Here is an 18083-nt window from a genome sequence, read left to right on the forward strand (position 1 = left end):
TCATGCCAGCATCTGCTGCAACGCCGATCGCTGTGATTGGCATCGGGTGTCGGTTCGCCGGAGGGATCGATTCGGCGGAGGCGTTGTGGCGGGTGCTGGCCGAGGGCCGAAGTGTGGTGAGCGAGGTTCCGGCGCACCGGTGGGACGTGGAAGCCGTGTACGACCCGGAGCCGGGAATCGCCGGGAGAACGACGTCGAGGTGGGGAGCGTTCCTCGACGATGTGCGTGGCTTCGAGCCTGACTTCTTCGGTCTGACCGGCCGGGAGGCGGAACTGATCGACCCGCAGTTCCGCCTGCTGCTGGAGACCTCCTGCGAAGCCCTGGAACACGCGGGATACGCCCCGCACGGGGTGCGAGGATCATCGACGGCGGTGGTCGTCGGGTGCTCGTACGAGGACTACATGGACATGATGGACTTCGACCGCGGGCTGCGGAGCCCGGATGCGGCCCACGGCATCATCGGGACCACGCGCTTCACTTCGTCGAGCCGGATCTCCTACCTCCTCGACCTGCGCGGCCCGGCCATCACGTTGGACACGGCCTGCTCGTCCTCCCTGGTGGCGGTGCACCTCGCCGCCCAGGCGCTGCGGAGCGGCGAGGTGGACATGGCCCTGGCCGGCGGGGTGATGCTCTCGCTGCAGGCGAAGAACACCCTGGTCTTCTCCACCTTGGGTGTTCTGTCTCCGACAGGACGGTGCCATGCCTTCGATGCGGATGCCGATGGCTACGTACGCGGCGAGGGCGGCGCGATGATCGCTCTCAAGCGGCTGCCGGACGCGCTCGCTGCGGGGGACCGGGTGCTGGCGGTGCTGCCCGGTACGGGGATCAACAACAACGGCCGTTCCGACACGATGCTCAGCCCGTCGGTGGGTGGCCAGCGGGCCCTGCAGGAACAGGTCCTGGCGCGCGCCGGGGTCGACCCGGCCCGGGTGGCACTCATCGAGACCCACGGTCCGGGCACGGTGGTGGGTGACCCGATCGAGTACACCGCGCTGCGGGAGGTCTACGGCGCTGGTTCGGTGCCCTGCGCCCTGGGGTCGGTCAAGACCAACATCGGGCACTGCGAGACCGCCTCGGGGATCGCCGGGCTGATCAAGGCGGTGCTGGCGGTGCGGTACGGGGAGATCCCGGCCAATCTGCACTTCACCCGGTGGAACCCGGAAATCGATCCGGGCGGCTGCCGCCTGTTCGTCCCCACGACGTCGAGGCCCTGGCCCCGAGTGGACGGGCTCCGCCTGGCCGCGGTCTCCTCCTACGGGATGTCGGGGACCAACGCCCACGTCCTGGTCGAGCAGACGCCCGGCCCTGCCCGCCGCCCTTCGGCGGCGCGCCCACGCGCCGTGCCGGAGCAGGAGCCGGAACTCCGGTTGTATCCGGTGTCGGCCGGTTCCGGGCAGGCGCTCGCCGAGACCGCAGCACGGATCGCGGACTGGCTCGACGGCGATGGCGCGGCCGTTCCGCTCCGCGATGTCGGTCATACGCTGGCGCACCGGCGTGAACACCGCGCCGTCCGCGCGACGGTGGCTGCCCGGGACCGTGGGGAACTGGTGCGGCGTCTGCGCTGCCTGGTTGCCGGACAGCCGGATCGCGGCGTCTGTACGGGTGAGGCGGGAGGCTACCGGCGGGGCCCGGTATGGGTGTTCTCCGGCCAGGGCTCGCAATGGGCGGGGATGGGCCGCGCCCTGCTCGCGGCGGAGCCGTCCTTCGCCAGGGTGGTCGAAGAACTGGAATCGCTGGTCCAGGCGGAGTCCGGGTTCTCGGTGCGTGCGGCGATCGAGTCCGGCGAGGTGGTCAGCGGGTTCGCCCGCGTGCAGCCCGCCCTGTTCACGATGCAGGTGGCCCTGGCGGCGGTGTGGCGCGCCCGGGGAATGCACCCGGCCGCGGTCATCGGCCACTCCATGGGCGAGGTGGCGGCCGCGGTGGTGGCCGGGGGCCTGTCCCTCGCCGACGGGGCGGCCGTCATCTGCAGACGGTCCCGCCTGGCCGCGCGCCTGGCCGCAGGCGGCGCCATGGCCCAGGTCGAACTGCCGTATCCGCAGGTCGAGAGTGAACTGGCCGCTGCGGGGATCGATGATGTCGCTGTCGCGGCCTGGAGTTCTCCTACGGCCACCGTCGTCTCCGGCGATGCCGAAGCCATCGACCGGCTGGTCAGCACATGGTCTGTGCGCGATGTCGCCGCGGCGGTCATCCCGGTGGACGTGGCTTCCCACAGTCCCCAGGTCGACCCGGTCCTCCCCGCACTGGGAGACTGCCTGGCCGGCCTTGGACCCCCGCCCGGCCGGGCCGGTGACGTCGTCTTCTACGGCACGGTCCTGGCCGACCCGCGCCTGGTGCCGGCCTTCGACGCCGGATACTGGCAGGACAATCTGCGTCGGCCCGTGCGGTTTACCGAGGCCTGCGCGGCGGCGCTGGCCGATGGGCACCGCATCTTCGTCGAGGTCACGCCACATCCGCTGCTCCTGCGTGCGGTGGCCGACACCGCCGCACACGCCGGGCGTGAGGTCTGCACCCTGCCCACCTTGATTCGGGGTGCCTCTGATCCGTCCGGGCTGTCGTCGCGAGTCGCTGCCGCTCACTGCGCCGGAGTACCCCTCGCCTGGCCGGAGCACGCGGACGGGAACCTGGCTGAGGTACCGCTGCCGCTCTGGGCCCGGCAGAGCCTGTGGATGCCCGACAGCCTGAGGTCACGGCCTCAGGAAGCCGTATACGGTCACCCACTGCTGGGTGTGCCCGTCCGGCTGCCGGACAACGGGCTCGGAGAACAGCACCTGTGGCAGGCCGACATCGGGACCGGCCGCCACCCGTGGCTTGCCGATCACCGTGTCTACGACGCCGCAGCCTTCCCCGGGGCCGGATACGCCGAGATGGCCCTGGCCGCCGCCGCGGAGCTGTTCGGCGCGGATGCCCCTGTCGTGGTCGGCGACTTGGCCTTTCATGCTCTGCTCGGTCTCGGCGCCCACACCTCGGTCACCACCCGCGCCACCCTCCGCGACCCCGGACTCGCCGTCCTGGAGATCACCTGCGACGGCAGCGAGCAGCCCCTGCTCCTGGCGACCGCGACCGTGCGCCGCCTTTCGCAGGACACCCACCCGCCGCAACCGTTCACCCCGCCCGAACCGCTGCCGCAGGAGCGAGCCGCGCCCAGCGTCACCCCGGTCTACGCGACGGGGCTGCGCAAGGGGATCCTCCACGGCGCCGCCTTCGCCGCTCTGACCGCCGTCCATCCCGTGGCTCCGGACGACCGGACGGTCATCACCCGCATCGCCCTGCCCGCCGTGCATCGCTCATCGCCCGATGCCTTCCTCGTGCATCCGGTCCTGCTGGACGTCTGCCTGCAGACCATGGGTGCCCACCCCGACATCCTCGCCGCCCGGTCGACCTTCCTGCCCCTGGGCATGGGCACCGTACGCCGCTTCGGGCAGACGCGGCGGGCACGCTGGTGCCGGGCCTTCCTCCACACCGTCGACACGCAGGGGGCGCGGGCCGACATCGACCTGCTGGCCGAGGACGGCACCGTCCTGGCGCGCATCACCGATGCCCTCATCGGCAGGTCCAGCGGCCGGGCCGACGACACCGAAGACCCCGGCGCCGCGGTCACGAGCCGGATCCTGGAGGTGTCCTGGGAAGAGTCCTCGCCACCGGCACCTACCGGCACCACGGCGCGGTGGCTCGTCTGCCGTGAGGAAGCCGACGACCTGCTGGCCCACGAACTCGCCGATGCCCTGACCTCGGCCGGCGGACAGGCCGTGGTCGCGACCGCCGCCCTGGCCGACACCGGCCCACTCGTCCGCGCGATCACCGAGCACCTCACCGCCGGCCACGACCGGCTCGTCCTGCTCTGCCCCGCCCCGCCCGCACACCAGTCCCTGGCCGGTATCGAGCGAGCCCGCCTGCGGGTACGACGCCTGGTCGACACGGTGAGCGCCCTCGCCGACCTGCCGCTCGGCAGCGAGTTCCGGCTACACGTGGTCACACGGAACGCTCAGCACGCCATCGGCACGACCGACGTCATGGGCACTCCCGGAATCAACCTCGAACAGTCCCCGCTTCGTGGTCTGTGCCGGGTCATCGGCGGCGAACACCCCGAACTGCGCACCACCCACGTCGACATCGGCTGCGATGCTGACTCCCGCTCCCTGACCGGGACCGCCCAGCAACTGGCCGCTGAACTCATCGGCGGCGACGGCGAGGACGAGATCGCCTGGCGTGCAGGCGTCCGCTACGTCGCCCGCCTTCGTCGGGCACCGTTCCGGGTCGGCGAACGGCACACCACCACGGCCCGGTTCGGGCGGGGCGGCCTGGCGCCCGCCCCACGGCACCGTGGTGATCTCGACTCGGTGGAGCTGGTCACCCGCCCACGACGGGCCCCGGGCGCCAGTGAGATCGAGATCCGCGTGCACACCGCGAGCCTGAACTTCAAGGACGTCCTCAACGCGCTGGGCACCCTGCCCGGTGACGGAGACAACCCGCTCGGCCTCGACTGCGCCGGGGAGGTCACATCCGTCGGAACGTCGGTGAGCGGTCTGCGCGCCGGTGACCGGGTCGCCGCCTTCGGCCCCGGCGCGCTGGGCACTTTCATCACCCTGCCCGCGGACACCGCGTTCCGCATCCCTCCGGGCATGAGCTACCCCGAGGCCGCGACCCTGCCCGCCGTGTACTTGACCGCCTGGTACGCGCTGCGCCACCTGGCCCGCGTCCAGCCGGGCGAGCACGTCCTCATCCACTCCGCGACCGGCGGCCTGGGGCAGGCCGCGATCACCCTGGCCAAGGCCGCAGGCGCGGTCGTCCACGCCACTGCGGGCACCCGAGCCAAACAGGACATGCTGCGCGACCTCGGTGCCGCGAGCGTCTGGGATTCGCGCACCCTGGACTTCGCCGAAGGCGTCCGCGCCGCGACCTACGGCGAAGGGGTGGATATCGTCGTCAACTCCCTGACCGGCCCGGCCCTGCAGACGAGTCTGGACCTCCTGCGCCCCGGCGGTCGCTTCATCGAGGTCGGCAAGCGGGACATCCTCGCCCGTCACCAGCTCGGGCTGTTCCCCTTCCACCGCAACATCACCTTCGCCAGCGCTGATCTGACCCTGATCGCGGCACAGTTGCCCGCCCTCGCCCGGCAGCTGACCCGGGAAGTCGGAGCTGAAGTCGCCGCAGGCACCATCACCCCGCTCCCCCACATCACCCACCCGCTGGAAGGCCTGGCCGGAGCCCTGCGTACCATGGCCGCCGCCGAACACACCGGCAAGCTGGTCATCACGATCCCGCAGCACGGCAGTACCCGCTGTGTCGTCCCACCCGGCCGGATCGACCTTTCCCGTAGCGACGGCGCCTACCTCATCACGGGTGGTCTGGGTGGACTGGGCCTGCTGCTTGCCCGGGATCTCGCCGAGCACCACGCCGGACGCATCATCCTCAACGGTCGCAGCCGTCCCGGCCCGGCCGCGACCAGGATCCTGGATGAGCTGCGGCAGGCAGGGGCCGACGTCGTCGTCGTACTCGGCGACATCACAGACTCGGCCACCGCAGAGCGGCTCGTGGCCGCCGCCACCGCCACCGGTCTCCCGCTGCGCGGCATCGCCCACGCTGCCGCCGTCATCCGCGACGCGACAGTCACCGGCATCGAGGACGAACCGCTCACGCGAGTGTGGGGAGCGAAGACCCTCGGGGCCTGGCATCTGGGCCAGGCCACCGCTGACCAGCCGCTGGACTGGTGGCTCGGGTTCTCCTCCGCCGCCACCCTGATCGGAAATCCCGGCCAGGGCGCCTACGCGGCCGCCAACGGCTGGCTGGACGCCTTCACCCATCACCGCCGTGCCCAAGGCCTGCCCGCACACAGCATCCAGTGGGGTGCCTGGGCCGAACACGGACGCGGCGCCGCCCTGATCGACCGCGAGTTCACCATGATCGCCCCCGCTGAGGGACTGGCTGTCTGCCGCACCGTCCTCAGCCACACCCGGGCGAACACCGGCTACCTCCCGCTGGAAGACGCGCACCGTTTCATCGGCGAGCGCCTGCACACCACACCCTTCTTCACCGCACTGGCCGGCCCCCGCCGGGCCGTTGAGACAGAGCCGCAGTACACCCGGCTCCAGGCGGACCTGCGCCACGCCGAGCCTGCTGGCCGGCGCACCCTGCTGACCGAGTTCCTCGCCACAGACGTGGCGGGCATCCTGCGCCGCAACCGGGCCGCAGTCGACCCCGACACCCCGCTGACCGACTGCGGCCTCGACTCCCTCATGGCCACCCAGCTCTGCGTCCACATCAACCAGGCGATCGGCGTCCGCCTCCCGGTCAAGTCGATCTGGAAGCACTCCACCATCAGCGTCCTGGCCGATCATCTCGCCGAACATCTGGAGGCCACCGCGGCACCGGCGACGGGTCAGTCGTGAAACGCCCCCGCGTGGTCGTGCTCGGCTGCGGCATGGCCGGCATGCTTGCCGCTGCGGCCGTCGCCGAATGCGCCGACACCGTCACGATCCTCGAACGGGACCACCTCCCCGGTCGCCCCGCCGTGCGCAAGGGCGTACCCCAGGGACGACATCTGCACGCCCTGCTCTCCACCGGCGCCCTCGCGATCGACATCCTCCTCCCCGGTGTCCTGACCAGCCTCCTCGGCCACGGCGCCCACCGCCTCGGCCTGGCCGAGGACACCCTGATCTACGGCCCGTACGGATGGATGGACCCGCATCCGAGCGGACACTTCATCCTGGGTGCCAGCCGACCCCTGGTCGAAGGGACGGTCCGCACCTACCTCGTGCGCCACCACCCCGTACGCATCGTGGGGGGCGCCGAGGCGGTGGGGCTGCTGGGTGACCACGAGCGCGTACGCGGGGTCCGTGTCCGCCACCGAGGCACCGGACACGGTGAACAGATGACAGCCGATCTCCTCATCGACGCCACCGGCCGGACCTCCCAAACCCCTCGATGGCTCACCGACATCGGCGTCGGCCCGGTGCCCACCATCGAGGTGGACTCCGGACTGGCCTACGCCAGCCGCATCGTCCGCGTCCCCACCTCGGCACCCGCGTATCCGTGCGTCACCGTCCAAGCGGACCCCCGGGACACCGTCCCGGGCCGAGGCGGATTCTGGCTGCGCATCGAGGACGACCAGACCATGGTCACCCTGTCGGGCACCAGGGGGGCACACCCGCCCCTCGACGACGAGGGGTTCGCCCGGTTCGCCCACGCTCTGCGCCATCCCCTCATCGGTGACCTCCTGGCCGAGGCGCTTCCCCTCACTCCCGTCCGCGGATTCCGCGACACCGCCAACCGGCGCCACCACTACGACCGGCTCCCCTCCCCGCCCGCGGGACTGCTCGTGATCGGCGACGCGAGCTCCACGTTCAACCCGCTCTACGGACAAGGCATGACCGTCGCCGCCCTGAGCGCACTCACACTGCGCACAGCCCTACGCAAAGCCTGGCCGGACCGCCACCTGGACAACGCGGGCTGCCACAGGATCCAGCAAGCCATCGCCCGCACCGCCGACTTGCCCTGGGCGGTGTGCACCACCGAAGACATCCGCTACCCCCAAGCCCAAGGACCGCCTCCTTCTCCGGGTACCCGGCTGACCCAACGCTGCGCCGACCGGCTGCGCGCCGTCGCCGCCCACCACCCCGCCGCCTCACAGGCGTTCTTCGACGTGTTCAGCCTGTCGGTCCCGCCGACCGCGGCGGCCGGGCCCGCCGCCATCTGGGCGACCCTGCGTGGCCCCCGGAAACCGCCGACACGCCGTCCGCCGTCGATCGGCGCAGTCCACCACCCGGCCTCCCCCGGCACGCACCCGGCCCATGAAGTCCCACCAGACGCCCGAGGCAGGTGACCTCATGGCGCGAGACGAGGCGCCGACCAAGCCCAACCGCCCCACACGTACGGGGCCGGTGAAAGCCTGGGCAGGCGTGGGGATCCTGTTCCTCGCCCTACAGGGATGGATCCTGGGCCGGTGGACCGCTGACGGAAATCTTCGCGTCACGGTCAACACCGACGTCGAGATCTCGCAGATCCGGGCAGCCTTGATCTGCGCAGGCGCAGCGCTTGACGTCGCACTCCTCATCATCGTCACCGTCGTGATCGCGCGAGGATGCCGGCGAGCGGGCCGTGTCACGTTCGATGCCGCCCTCGCCACGGGGTACGCCCTGAGCGCCTGGCAAGATCCCCTCTACGACTACTTCGGATCATTCGCCCTGCACAACCAGTACGCGCCGCACTTCCCCTCCTGGGGGAGCTACATGCCCGGCAGAACAGGGCACCCGGATCCCGGCCTGGAGATCGAAACAGCGATCGGACCGGCCGGAGTAGGGGGATTCGCCGCGATGATCGTGTGCGTGTGGACCCAGTGCTGGCTGGTCGAACAGGTCGCACAGCGGCGACCACACTGGGATCCGACCCGCATACTCCTGGTCGGCATCGTGGCGGGCCTGGTCACGGTGTGCTCCGTCGAGGCGCTGGCCATCGGCTCCGGCACCTACTCCTGGGCGGGCGCCGTCCGTCCCCTTTCGCTCTGGGGAGGGCACTGGTACCAGTACCCCCTCTATGAATGCCTCGCGTGGACCGCGTTACTCACCATTCCCGCGATGATGCGATACACCTCGCGCGCCCACGGCACGACCCCGCACATCCTCAGGGGCGCGGACCCGATCGACAGCCCGGCCGGTCCCGGCACGCGGCTGCTCGCGGGCATCGGATTCGCGAACACCATCACCCTCGGGTACATGGCTGTCAACGCCACGGCCACACTGTGGAGCAGCCCAGCTCCCATCGACACACCAGATTTCTTCTGGCCCCGATGACTCCGTTCAGAGCAGTAGCGTCGAGCAACTCACGGCCCGCCGGGCCTACGGCATGTTGCTGGCGTGTTCCGGCCTCCCTCCTACGTCGCACGCAAGATCGCAGAGGGGCAGACGCTCCGCGACGCGCAGCGATGCCTCAAGGCGGGTGGTCTGTCGCCAGATCTTCACGGTCCTCGAACGCGCCGCGGGAAGCGAACTCGTCGCGGTCGAAGAACTCGCTCATGCAGCCTGACACGACATATCAACCGGGGGGAATCTTCGCTGAGCTGCACAAACTCTCCCAGGACCGATGAGCCACCCCGGCGGATTGACGGGCACTGCCCCTGGACCTTCACCCTCCATCACACGGAGTGAAGCTCGGGGCTGAAATCGCCAATCATCTCACGCTCCGTCAGGGCGCCTGGCACCGTCGCGCGAACATCACCGCCGACATGACCAAGGAGCGGGCGGGCGCCACCTTTCTCAGCGAGGACGCCAACGCTTCGGTCCGTCACCGAGGACCCGGCCGAGGGGCAGCTCGCCGGGTCCTTCCTGCTGGACCAGACCGCCAGGCACCGAACGATGACCGCCCGCGGAGCCGGTGATCAGATAGGCCGGGCCGTCCCGTTGGGCTGGATTGCTGGGCGAACGGCAGCAGCCGACAGCGATCAGATGCCGCAGAGCGGTAGCGGGCACCGAAGGCCAGCAGCGGGCGGTGCCGAGCCGTCCCCGGAACGGTGCATGATTTTGGCATAACTCCGGTGCAGAGCACGGGAATCACGCGTCTGTGGTCCAAGGAAAGACGTCCATCATCCGATGGGAAATGCAGGTGCAAGGCCTGCCGGGCGCTCCACACGAAGGCCCCCTCGTTCGAGGGGGCCTTCACTGTTTCCGGGCTCCGGTCAGGTGGCGCCACGCCGGTGGCCGGGCAGCCCACCCCGGCCAGCCGGGTCATGCGCTCCTGCGCGGCTTCCGCAGTGTGTTCTCTTCGCCGCCGTGGCCTTCTTCGGCGCGGTCTTCTTGGCGGCGGACTTCTTCGTGGCCCACTTCGACTTGAGCGCGTGCACGACGGCTTCACCACACGAGGCGCGGGCCCACTGCACAGACTGCTCCAGCGCGGCCATCAGATCGACCAGCTTGACCTCCGGCGCTTCCTCCGGCACCGCCCGCGGCGCCTGTTTGCCCTTCGACTTGGCCTCGACGACCTTCTCCAGCGCCTCGGTGTAGCGGCCAGTGGCCCGCTCAGCGCCCCCGCTGCCCTCCTCACGCGTCATGGAGTCGATGAGGAACACCGCCTCCTCGAGCTCCTTCTCGGCGAGGTCGACCTTCCTGGGAGCGAGCTCGGCCGGGGAGCGGATCTCGTCGGTCCACCGCAGGGCGTGCAGGGCGATCACCTCGCCCTTGATCCGCAGCAGGCCCAAGCATTCCTGCCCGTTGACTGCGCCTTCTTCCAAGGAATGCCTTCTTGCAGGTGAATCTCGCGTCACGGTGAGGGCGTGTTCCTCGGCGCGGACATCGGTGATGAGGCCGGTGGCGCCGTTGAACACGCCGGTCTCGTTGCGGCGGGGGTTGTTGCGGACCCGCAGGACGCGGTCGCCGAGCCGGTAGGCGATGCTGGCGTGGTAGTACTCCGGCATTTCGAGGGACGGCGGGTTCAGGCGTTCTTGCAGGCGCAGGTTCATGTCGATGACACCGGCGGCCTTCTTGCGGCCGGGGCAGAGCACCTGGACATCTTCGGCCTTCATATTCCAGTGCGCGGGAATGCGGTCGGTGACGAGCTTGACGCTGCGGCGGGCCAGCTCCTCGAGATCGGGAATGTACTCCAGGCCGAACACCCCCGGTGCTCGGGCCGGCAGCTCACCGGCGAGGATCTTTCGGGCAGCGTGCACGATGGCGATGCGCAAGGCGGGGTGGACGCCGGCTGCCGCACCACCGCCATCGAGCACCGTGCCCGCCCGGGCATCGACGTCCACCTGCTCCACCCCGGGTACGGCTCCTGGCTCCAGATCCACGCGCTGCTGGTGGACGCGCCACTGGCCGAAAGCCCGCGTCTGCTCACCGACGTCTGCGTGCGGTGCGGCAACTGCTTCCGGTCCTGCCCGTCGACGCTCTGGCCGCGGACGTCTTCCATCGTTCCCGTTGCCAGAAGGTGGTCGCCGCTTCCTGGGACCCCAGAAGCCGGGCGGAGGCCCTCACCGGCAAGACCTATGTCGAGTGCCGCATGTGTATCGATCCGGGCCCGATCCGCCATCAGCCCGGCCATCACAGCGGCGCAAGCTGGAGGGCTCCCGCCACCCCACTGCACGGCGGTGGAACGGCGGCGCCGCCGCGAGGCGCACACCTCGCCGCCGTTGGCAGCCCTGGCTTCGGCAGGAGCTTGAGCTTCGGCGGTCCGCCTTGCCCGGCACACGCTTAGGGTTGTTGCGGTCTGCGGGGGGGGCGGCGGACTGGGATACGGGCTTCAACTCGCCCCTGCGGGTGCCCACCACGTTTCCGCCGATGCCTGGTCGCGGCAGCTCGGTCGGCGAAGACGAGTTCGAGGGCCCTGATGCCCCCGACCGCTCCGGCCCCCAACGCCACCAAGATCCAGGCGCCGGCCCGGCCCGGTCTCGGCCACCTCCCCCTACGGCAGCCTCGCCTTCGGCGACGTCATCGGCACCAAAGTCCGTGCCCTGGCCGACCGCGGCGCCGTCCGTGACCTCATCGACGTCCACGCCGCCTCCCGCCACTTCACCGACTACGGCCTACACCCGCACCATGTAGCCGCTCTGCGCAGTGACCACCATCTGACGGGCATGGACGGTTGCGCGCGGAGAGGAGTGCGACGGCTGCGGCCGGAGGCATGTATGCGCCCCGGGCATGGTGGTCCCGGCGCGGAGGTGCCAGCGCCGGGCTGGCAGACAAGGAGCTCCAGGTGCCGGGCACCCGGTCAGCTTGCGCGGGAGGCAGGGAGTGGTTCGCCGGTCTCCAGGAAGGTCTTGAGGCTGGAGAGAACCGTCGGCCATCCCTGACAGCACATGAAGTACAGGGCTCCTGCGGGATCGAAGTCGTGGGTGACAGTCAGTTTCACCTGGTCATCATGCGGTTCGATGTCGAAGGCGACCTGGGAGCGGCGTTCGGCGGCAAGCTGGCCGCGTACCTCCTCGCTGATGCCGACGGCCTGGGCCCATTCCGGGGTGAACGTGTGCCAGGTGTAGGCCAGGCGGCGGCAGGGCTCGTAGGTGAGGACGACCTGGTCGGGGTGGCTGATCTCGGCTCCGCCCTGCGACCAGGTGAGGAGGGAGCCCTCGGTCCAGTCGGTCGTGAAGCGCACGCCCCAGTAGCGGTCGGTCAAGGCCGGGTCGGTCAGGGCCTGCCAGAGTTCTTCGGGGGTGGTGCGGATGTACGTCGTGTAGGTGAACGTCTTGCTGTCCATGGGGGACTGCTCCAATGCTCTCGTCAGGTCCGCGAGGGCGTTCGCTCGCTCCCTGTCGAACCGGCTGATCCATCGCTCAGCGATGGCGTTGATCGGGGCGGCGTTCAGGTAGTGCAGCTTCTCCCGCCCGTGTCTGGCCGTGGTCACCAGTTCGGCGGCCTCCAGCACGGTCAGGTGCTTGCTGACCGACTGCCGGGCCATCTCCAGTCCCTCGCACAGCTCCCGCAGGGTCTGCCCGTTACGGTCCCGGAGGCGGTCCAGGAGACGTCGGCGGCTGGGATCGGCCAGCGCCTTGAACACCGCGTCCAATGGGTTCTCCACCTCCCTTCATGCAGCTGTATGGCTGCCTTTCAATGATTGGCACCCAAACGGCTGCATGTCAACCTGGACGAGCACAGCCGGGCAGCACTGCAGGTAGGGCACGGCGCCCTGAACCCGCGGGCCGCTTGGGGCTCCCCGTGAGGCAGGTGCAGAGCCAGGGGGCGGCTCGGACGCCACATCTCAACCAGACATACCAGGCGTATGCCAGCCTCTCCCTGAGCGACGCCGAGCGGACCAGGCAGGTCGTCGGCATTCAACGCCCTGCGCCGCCTTCCCCCCCCACCCAGCTCGACGTCATAGTCCTGCCCTATCTGCGGGGCGTGACCGAGACCGATGTCGCCCCAGGCGATGGGCCTGCCCCTGGCCGCCGTACGCGCGGCCGAGCGGCACGCCAAGCACCAGATGACAACACGTCTCCGCACCACTATGCGGGCATTCCCCCGTTCGGCCGATCGCACGCGAGGGTGGCTAGGACCGGCGCGAACCGCAGTCGGGCTCCGCCCTGAGCGCATCTCCCCTCACGCGCGGAGCCCGATCCACTGCCCCCGGGGCCGCCAGACGCCCCAGCAGATGGCGGCGGGATGAATGGGTCACACACGGACCGCACCCCTGCCGGGCAGACGCATGACGTACCTTGCAAAGGGCAAGAGACCCTCGGAAGCAGGCTGTTTCGCCTGCCGATCGGAGGCTGACCGTACCGTTCGCCGCTCCCCGCGAGCCCGGTCCCAGGGCCCTCACCGGCCAGATCCACGCGCTTGAAGAACACGTGGCACAGCTCAAACAGGCCGTGCACTCCCACGCGGTGATTGACCAGGGCATCGGCGTCGTCCTCACCGGCAGAAGGCCGGCAGAAGACTGACACCCGAAGAAACCTGGGACGTACTACGCGAGATCTCCCTGTGCAGCAACACCACTGCGCACCGTGGCCGAACACCTGCTGACCTGGGGCCGCACCGACTTCCTGCCTGCAGATCTCCGCGTCGAACTGGAACGCCGGTTGACCTTGCGCGAGGCTGCATCCGCGCGGACGTCCAGCGCGGTGCGGTAGCCGGGCCGGGCGGTGGGAACTCTTGCGGTGACCTCTCACGCACCATGCCCACGGAAGTTCTCCCGCCGACTCACGGGTGCTTGATCGAGGAACGGGCCCCGCCTCCGAGGAGGAAGCACTCCCAGGTGGGGCCCGCGCAGGCGCCCATCCCCGCGGAACGGTCCCATCCCACAGCATTGCGCAGCACCTGTGAAGAGGAAGGCCCCTTTCCGGGGAAGCCGCCGCAGCGCCGGGCAGCACCGATGCAGATGCACCCGACGTACCCAGTTCGCTTTAGCTAGTGTGATGCGCCAGAAATTCTGAGGGTTAGCTACTACCCCGTTGATATGTCGCATCCGGGCCTCTCCTCTGTGGAGATCACGCTGTCCGACGCCGAGCGTGCCGAGTTGGTGCGTCGGGCAGGGTTGCCGGACCGGCGCCCGGCCCAGAAGGCCCGGATCATCCTGGCGTGCGCTGACGGCCTGTCAAACATGGGTGTCGCGCGGGTCGTCGGCGTCCAGGCCAAGGCAGTGGGCAAGTGGCGTCGGGCCTTCGCCGCAGATCGGACGGCCGGGCTCGAGGACGCCGACTGGATCGGTCGGCCGAAGGCCGACCTGGTCCTGGACGAGGCCGAGCGGCGCCAGCTGACCCAGTGGGCGCGGCGGGCGACGACCGCCCAGTTCCTCGCGTTACGAGCGAAGATCGTGCTGCGCTGCGCGGAGGGCGGGACGAACAGGCAGGCCGCGGCCGATCTCGGCATCGACACCTCGACCGTGGAGCGCTGGCGAGCCCGGTTCATCGCCAAACGCCTCGACGGCCTGCAGGACGAGCCCCGCTCGGGCCGGCCGCCCTCGATCCTCCTCGACCGGGTGGAGGACGTCCTCGTGGCCACCTTGGAATCGAGCGCGGACCGGGACACGCGCTGGTCGCGGGCGTCGATGGCCAAGCACTCGGGCTTGTCGAAGTCCACGATCGGGCGGATCTGGAAGCGGTTCGACCTCAAGCCGCACCTGCAGGATTCCTTCAAACTGTCCACCGATCCGCAGTTCGTCGCCAAGGTCGTCGACGTCGTCGGCCTGCACCACCACCCGCCGGAGAAGGCGGTGTTCTATGCGTCGACGAGAAGTCCCAAATCCAGGCGCTGGACCGCTCGCAGCCAGTCCTGCCGATGATGCCGGGCATGCCCGAGCGGCGCACACACGACTAATACCGGCACGGCATCACCAGTCTGTTCGCCGCCTTCAACATCGCTGATGGCACCGTCGGATCCCAGTTCCACCGCCGCCACCGGGCAATCGAGTTCAAGAAGTTCCTGGCCCGGATCGACAAGGCCGTGGCTGACGGGCTTGATGTCCACCTGGTCTGTGACAATTACGCCACCCACAACACCGCCGAGATCAGGAACTGGCTCGGTAAACACCCACGCTTCCACGTCCACTTCACCCCTGTGGACGTTCGCGTATTTGGTTCAGGCCGCGATTCCGTGAATCCCCGGCTCAGGCTCGCAGCAGAATTCGGGTGCGGAGGAGGCGGAACGAGGCTCGGCCATACATGGCTCGCTTGATCGTCTTGATGCGGTTGACGTTTCCTTCGACGATGCCCGAGCTCCACGGGAGCGTGAGGCCGGCGGTGACGGCGTCGAGGCAGAGGCTCTGCGCGAAGGAGAGCATGGGCCCTGGTGCGTCGCGTTCGGCGCCGACGGGCAGGACCCCCACGGCGCGCACCGCGTCGGTACCGACCGCTTCGTTGACCGCGGCGACGATGCGGGCGCTGATGAGGCGTAGTTGGGTGGCGTAGGCCGGGGAGGCGGGGCGCAGGTCCAGCTGGCCGGTCTCCGGGTGGAAGGCGACCGCCTGCACGTGGTCGGGCAGTTGCGGGGCGAGGGCGGCCGCGATGTCCGGCCAGCGGTCCAGCACGCTGCCGCCGGCGGCCGGGGCGGCCAGGCCGCGCTCGGTCATCATCATGCCGATCGCCGCGCCGAGCCCGAGCGGCCCGCGCCCGTCACGCCGTACCACCGTGGTGGTGCGCCGCTTCGGCTTCTTGGTAGTGGCGCCGTTGTTCTTCGGTGCCACCGAAGGCGGCAACCAGCGCTTGGCGCGCGAGTTCAACGTCCCTTAACTCGGTCATGCGATCACCGCCTGATTGCGGCCCCGTCCAGCGGGCACGCGGTGAGCTCGGGCCGCTGGTCGATCCACGGCGCGAGCGCGGTCTGCTCGGTGCAGGCGGTGACCGATTCGCGCTTGCAGCGAGGAATTCGATCTGGATGTCGTGGTGACGCAGCCCCTCGGCGATGGCCGGCAGCTCGGCGGCTCCACGCCCCGCACGCTCTATCTCGTGCGTCGGTGCGCGGGTCGTGCGCGGGTGCGCCGGGCGGTTTCCGGCCGCGAGGCTCGTGGGTGACAGAGCACTGGATGCGAGGTGCCGGAGGAACACAGATGGTTGCGCTGGCGGAGGCGCATGGCGTGGTACGGCAGTACAGCACCACCTGGTACGAGCCTGTGATCAGCATGCCGGTCCGGCTGAACGAGGCGGTGTCGTGCGCGTATCTGCTGATGCGGGGGATCGACGAGATCGAGGACCATCCCGAGCTGGCGGGCGCGGACAAGGCGGCACTGCTGCGCGGGGTCGGCCGGACCCTGCAGCTGCGCTTCGCCTGCGACGACCTGGCCGCGGTGTTCGCGGCGCACGAGGCGGTACTGCCGGAGGTGACGCTGCGCCTGGGCGAGTGGGCGGTTCTGGCTCCGCCCGATATCGGTCCCCGGGTGTGGGAGACGTTCGCCACGATGGCTGAGCGGATGGCCGACTGGGCCCAGAGCGGCTTCGCCGTCCACGACGAACAAGATCTCGACCGGTACACGTATGCCGTGGCGGGCACGCTGGTGCTGCTGCTGTCGGACCTGTGGGCGTGGTACGACGGCACCCGCAGCAGCCGGACCCTGGCCGTGGCCTACGGGCGGGCGCTGCAGAGCGTCAACATCCTCATCGACCGCGGGGTGGACACCGGCCGGGGAGTGGACTTCTGGCCGGACGGCTGGCAGACGCACGACATGGTCCGCTACGCCCGTCAGGAGCTGGCCCTGGCCGATGCCTATCTGTCCGGGCTGCCGGACGGTCCGGCCCGCACCTTCTGCGCCGAGCCGTTGGCCCGCGCCCACCGCGCACTGGCCCTCCAGCCGTGGACACCGACACCACGCAAGTCCACCCCGCTCGACGGGCGGACACGGTGACCTGGTGGCAGGACCAGCGGCCGGTATCGGCTCCTCCGCCGACGGCAGACACGGGGGCAGAACGGCTACGGGTACCGCGCATCTCCTTCCCCGTCCCGGCACGGCTGCATCCGGCCGCGGACGAACTGGAGGAGCGCACCCTCGCCTGGCTGCGCGACTTCGACATCATCCGCAGCGATGCCGACGAGGCGTACCTGCGCCGCTCCACGCTCGGCCGCACCTACGCCTGGATGATCCCCGAAGGGGAAACGGAACGGGTCCTGCTCGCCACCCAGTTCTGCATCTGGGCCACCGTCCAGGACGACCGGTTCACCGAAGAGCTGGGGCTTGGCGGCAGGATCACCACCCTGGCCGCCCACCTGCTGGCCTGTGAACACATCGCCGAGAACCCGCACACCCCGCCGAGCGGGCACCCCATCGAGCGGGCCTACCGGGACCTGTTCGCACGCATTGAACAGATCGCCACACCTCAGCAGGTGCTGCGCATCCGCAAGGGCATGCTCCACTACAGCGTCGGGGCAGCGGCTGACGCCGCCTACGCGGCCGCGGGGATCGTCCCGCCCGTGGCCGAGTACCGGCGCATCCGGCACCTGATCGCCCATCTGCACCACCACTTCGTCCTCACCGAGGTGGCACAGGGCTTCGAGATGCCCACCGCTCTGCTGCTCGACCGGCAGGTCCGGGACCTGACCGACAGGGCCATCCAGATCATCGGCCTCACCAACGACGTCCAGGGCTGCCCCCGCGACGCCCAACGCCGCCATATCGCCAACCTCCCCATGGTCCTCGCCCATCACCACGGTTGCTCGGTCCAGGAGGGCATCGATCGCACGGCCGAAGAAGTAGCCCAGCACACGGACGACTTCGTTCAGCTGTCCACCGACTTGCGGCAGCGCGGCATACCCGTCATCGACCACTACATTCACGGACTGCAAGAGCAGATCGCGGGACACCTGGCCTGGCTCCACGAGACCGGGCGCTACGAGATCGGCCTGTAACTCGCCGTCGCGGTCGACCGGGTCGAACACCACTGGCGGTTCTCCCCCTGGGTGCGACCGCGGACCTGCCTGCGGGTCGGGTCCTCGAGGTCCAGTTCCTGGACGACGCCGTCGACGTCCGCGAACTCCCGTTCCAGGAACCGAGGGTTCGGCCCGTGCACGCCGCAGCACGGCCGCGCGGGAGATATCAGCCGTCCGCTGCCGCTTGGCACGGGCCTACTCGATCGGCGCCGGCTGATCGTCGGCCACTGGGTCCGGCCCGGGAAACGCCCGCAGGCTCAATGCCCGCATCGCCCTGGTCTGCAGTTCCGCCGCCTCCGCGATCGACGG

The 18083-nt window shown here is 70.0% G+C and carries 10 protein-coding genes; 6 read left to right on the plus strand and 4 right to left on the minus strand.

The genetic code is table 11. The annotated features are described in order from the left end of the window. Nucleotides 1-2 precede the first annotated feature (2 nt). From MQV74_RS00800 to MQV74_RS00810, 3 genes are read left to right on the plus strand one after another with little or no spacing between them, the layout of a single operon-like run. Nucleotides 3-6386, plus strand: coding sequence for a type I polyketide synthase (locus tag MQV74_RS00800; protein WP_242714050.1), 6384 nt, complete (start codon nucleotides 3-5; stop codon nucleotides 6384-6386). Then, nucleotides 6383-7819 carry an NAD(P)/FAD-dependent oxidoreductase gene (locus MQV74_RS00805; protein ID WP_242714051.1) on the plus strand — a complete coding sequence of 479 codons (1437 nt, stop codon included), beginning with the start codon at nucleotides 6383-6385 and terminating at the stop codon, nucleotides 7817-7819. The genes MQV74_RS00800 and MQV74_RS00805 overlap by 4 nt, the downstream gene beginning before the upstream one ends. A gap of 4 nt (nucleotides 7820-7823) precedes the next feature. After that, nucleotides 7824-8786, plus strand: a complete 963-nt coding sequence (locus tag MQV74_RS00810) for a spirocyclase AveC family protein (RefSeq protein WP_242714052.1) — start codon at nucleotides 7824-7826, stop codon at nucleotides 8784-8786. An 881-nt stretch (nucleotides 8787-9667) separates the two neighbouring features. Here MQV74_RS00810 and MQV74_RS00815 read toward each other — a convergent pair. Together MQV74_RS00815 and MQV74_RS00820 are read right to left on the minus strand one after the other, a co-directional pair. Beyond that, the gene (locus MQV74_RS00815) at nucleotides 9668-10747 is read right to left on the minus strand and encodes a hypothetical protein (protein WP_242714053.1); all 1080 of its coding nucleotides are present in this window, start codon (nucleotides 10745-10747) and stop codon (nucleotides 9668-9670) included. A gap of 947 nt (nucleotides 10748-11694) precedes the next feature. Further along, nucleotides 11695-12501: an ArsR/SmtB family transcription factor gene (locus MQV74_RS00820; protein WP_441349340.1), complete on the minus strand. Its 807-nt coding sequence runs from the start codon at nucleotides 12499-12501 to the stop codon at nucleotides 11695-11697. 1398 nt (nucleotides 12502-13899) lie between these two features. Here MQV74_RS00820 and MQV74_RS00825 point away from each other — a divergent pair. Then, entirely contained in the window at nucleotides 13900-14700 is an 801-nt protein-coding gene (locus MQV74_RS00825) for a helix-turn-helix domain-containing protein (protein ID WP_308402213.1), read from the plus strand. On the opposite strand, the gene MQV74_RS41290 is transcribed toward MQV74_RS00825, so the two are convergent. Both MQV74_RS41290 and MQV74_RS41295 read right to left on the minus strand, forming a co-directional pair. After that, nucleotides 14637-14966, minus strand: coding sequence for a hypothetical protein (locus tag MQV74_RS41290; RefSeq protein ID WP_374120563.1), 330 nt, complete (start codon nucleotides 14964-14966; stop codon nucleotides 14637-14639). The two genes, MQV74_RS00825 and MQV74_RS41290, sit on opposite strands and share 64 nt — an antisense overlap. Nucleotides 14967-15024: 58 nt before the next feature. Continuing rightward, nucleotides 15025-15600, minus strand: a complete 576-nt coding sequence (locus MQV74_RS41295) for a DciA family protein (protein WP_374120565.1) — start codon at nucleotides 15598-15600, stop codon at nucleotides 15025-15027. Nucleotides 15601-15963: 363 nt separating this feature from the next. Between MQV74_RS41295 and MQV74_RS00840 the strand changes: the two genes are divergently transcribed. Both MQV74_RS00840 and MQV74_RS00845 read left to right on the plus strand, forming a co-directional pair. After that, the gene (locus MQV74_RS00840; RefSeq protein ID WP_242714054.1) at nucleotides 15964-16755 is read left to right on the plus strand and encodes a squalene/phytoene synthase family protein; all 792 of its coding nucleotides are present in this window, start codon (nucleotides 15964-15966) and stop codon (nucleotides 16753-16755) included. Further along, nucleotides 16752-17753, plus strand: coding sequence for a terpene synthase family protein (locus MQV74_RS00845; RefSeq protein ID WP_242714055.1), 1002 nt, complete (start codon nucleotides 16752-16754; stop codon nucleotides 17751-17753). The genes MQV74_RS00840 and MQV74_RS00845 overlap by 4 nt, the downstream gene beginning before the upstream one ends. Nucleotides 17754-18083 lie beyond the last annotated feature (330 nt).

The organism is Streptomyces sp. AN091965, assembly GCF_022698285.1.
In the GTDB taxonomy this organism is placed as follows: Bacteria; Actinomycetota; Actinomycetes; order Streptomycetales; family Streptomycetaceae; genus Streptomyces.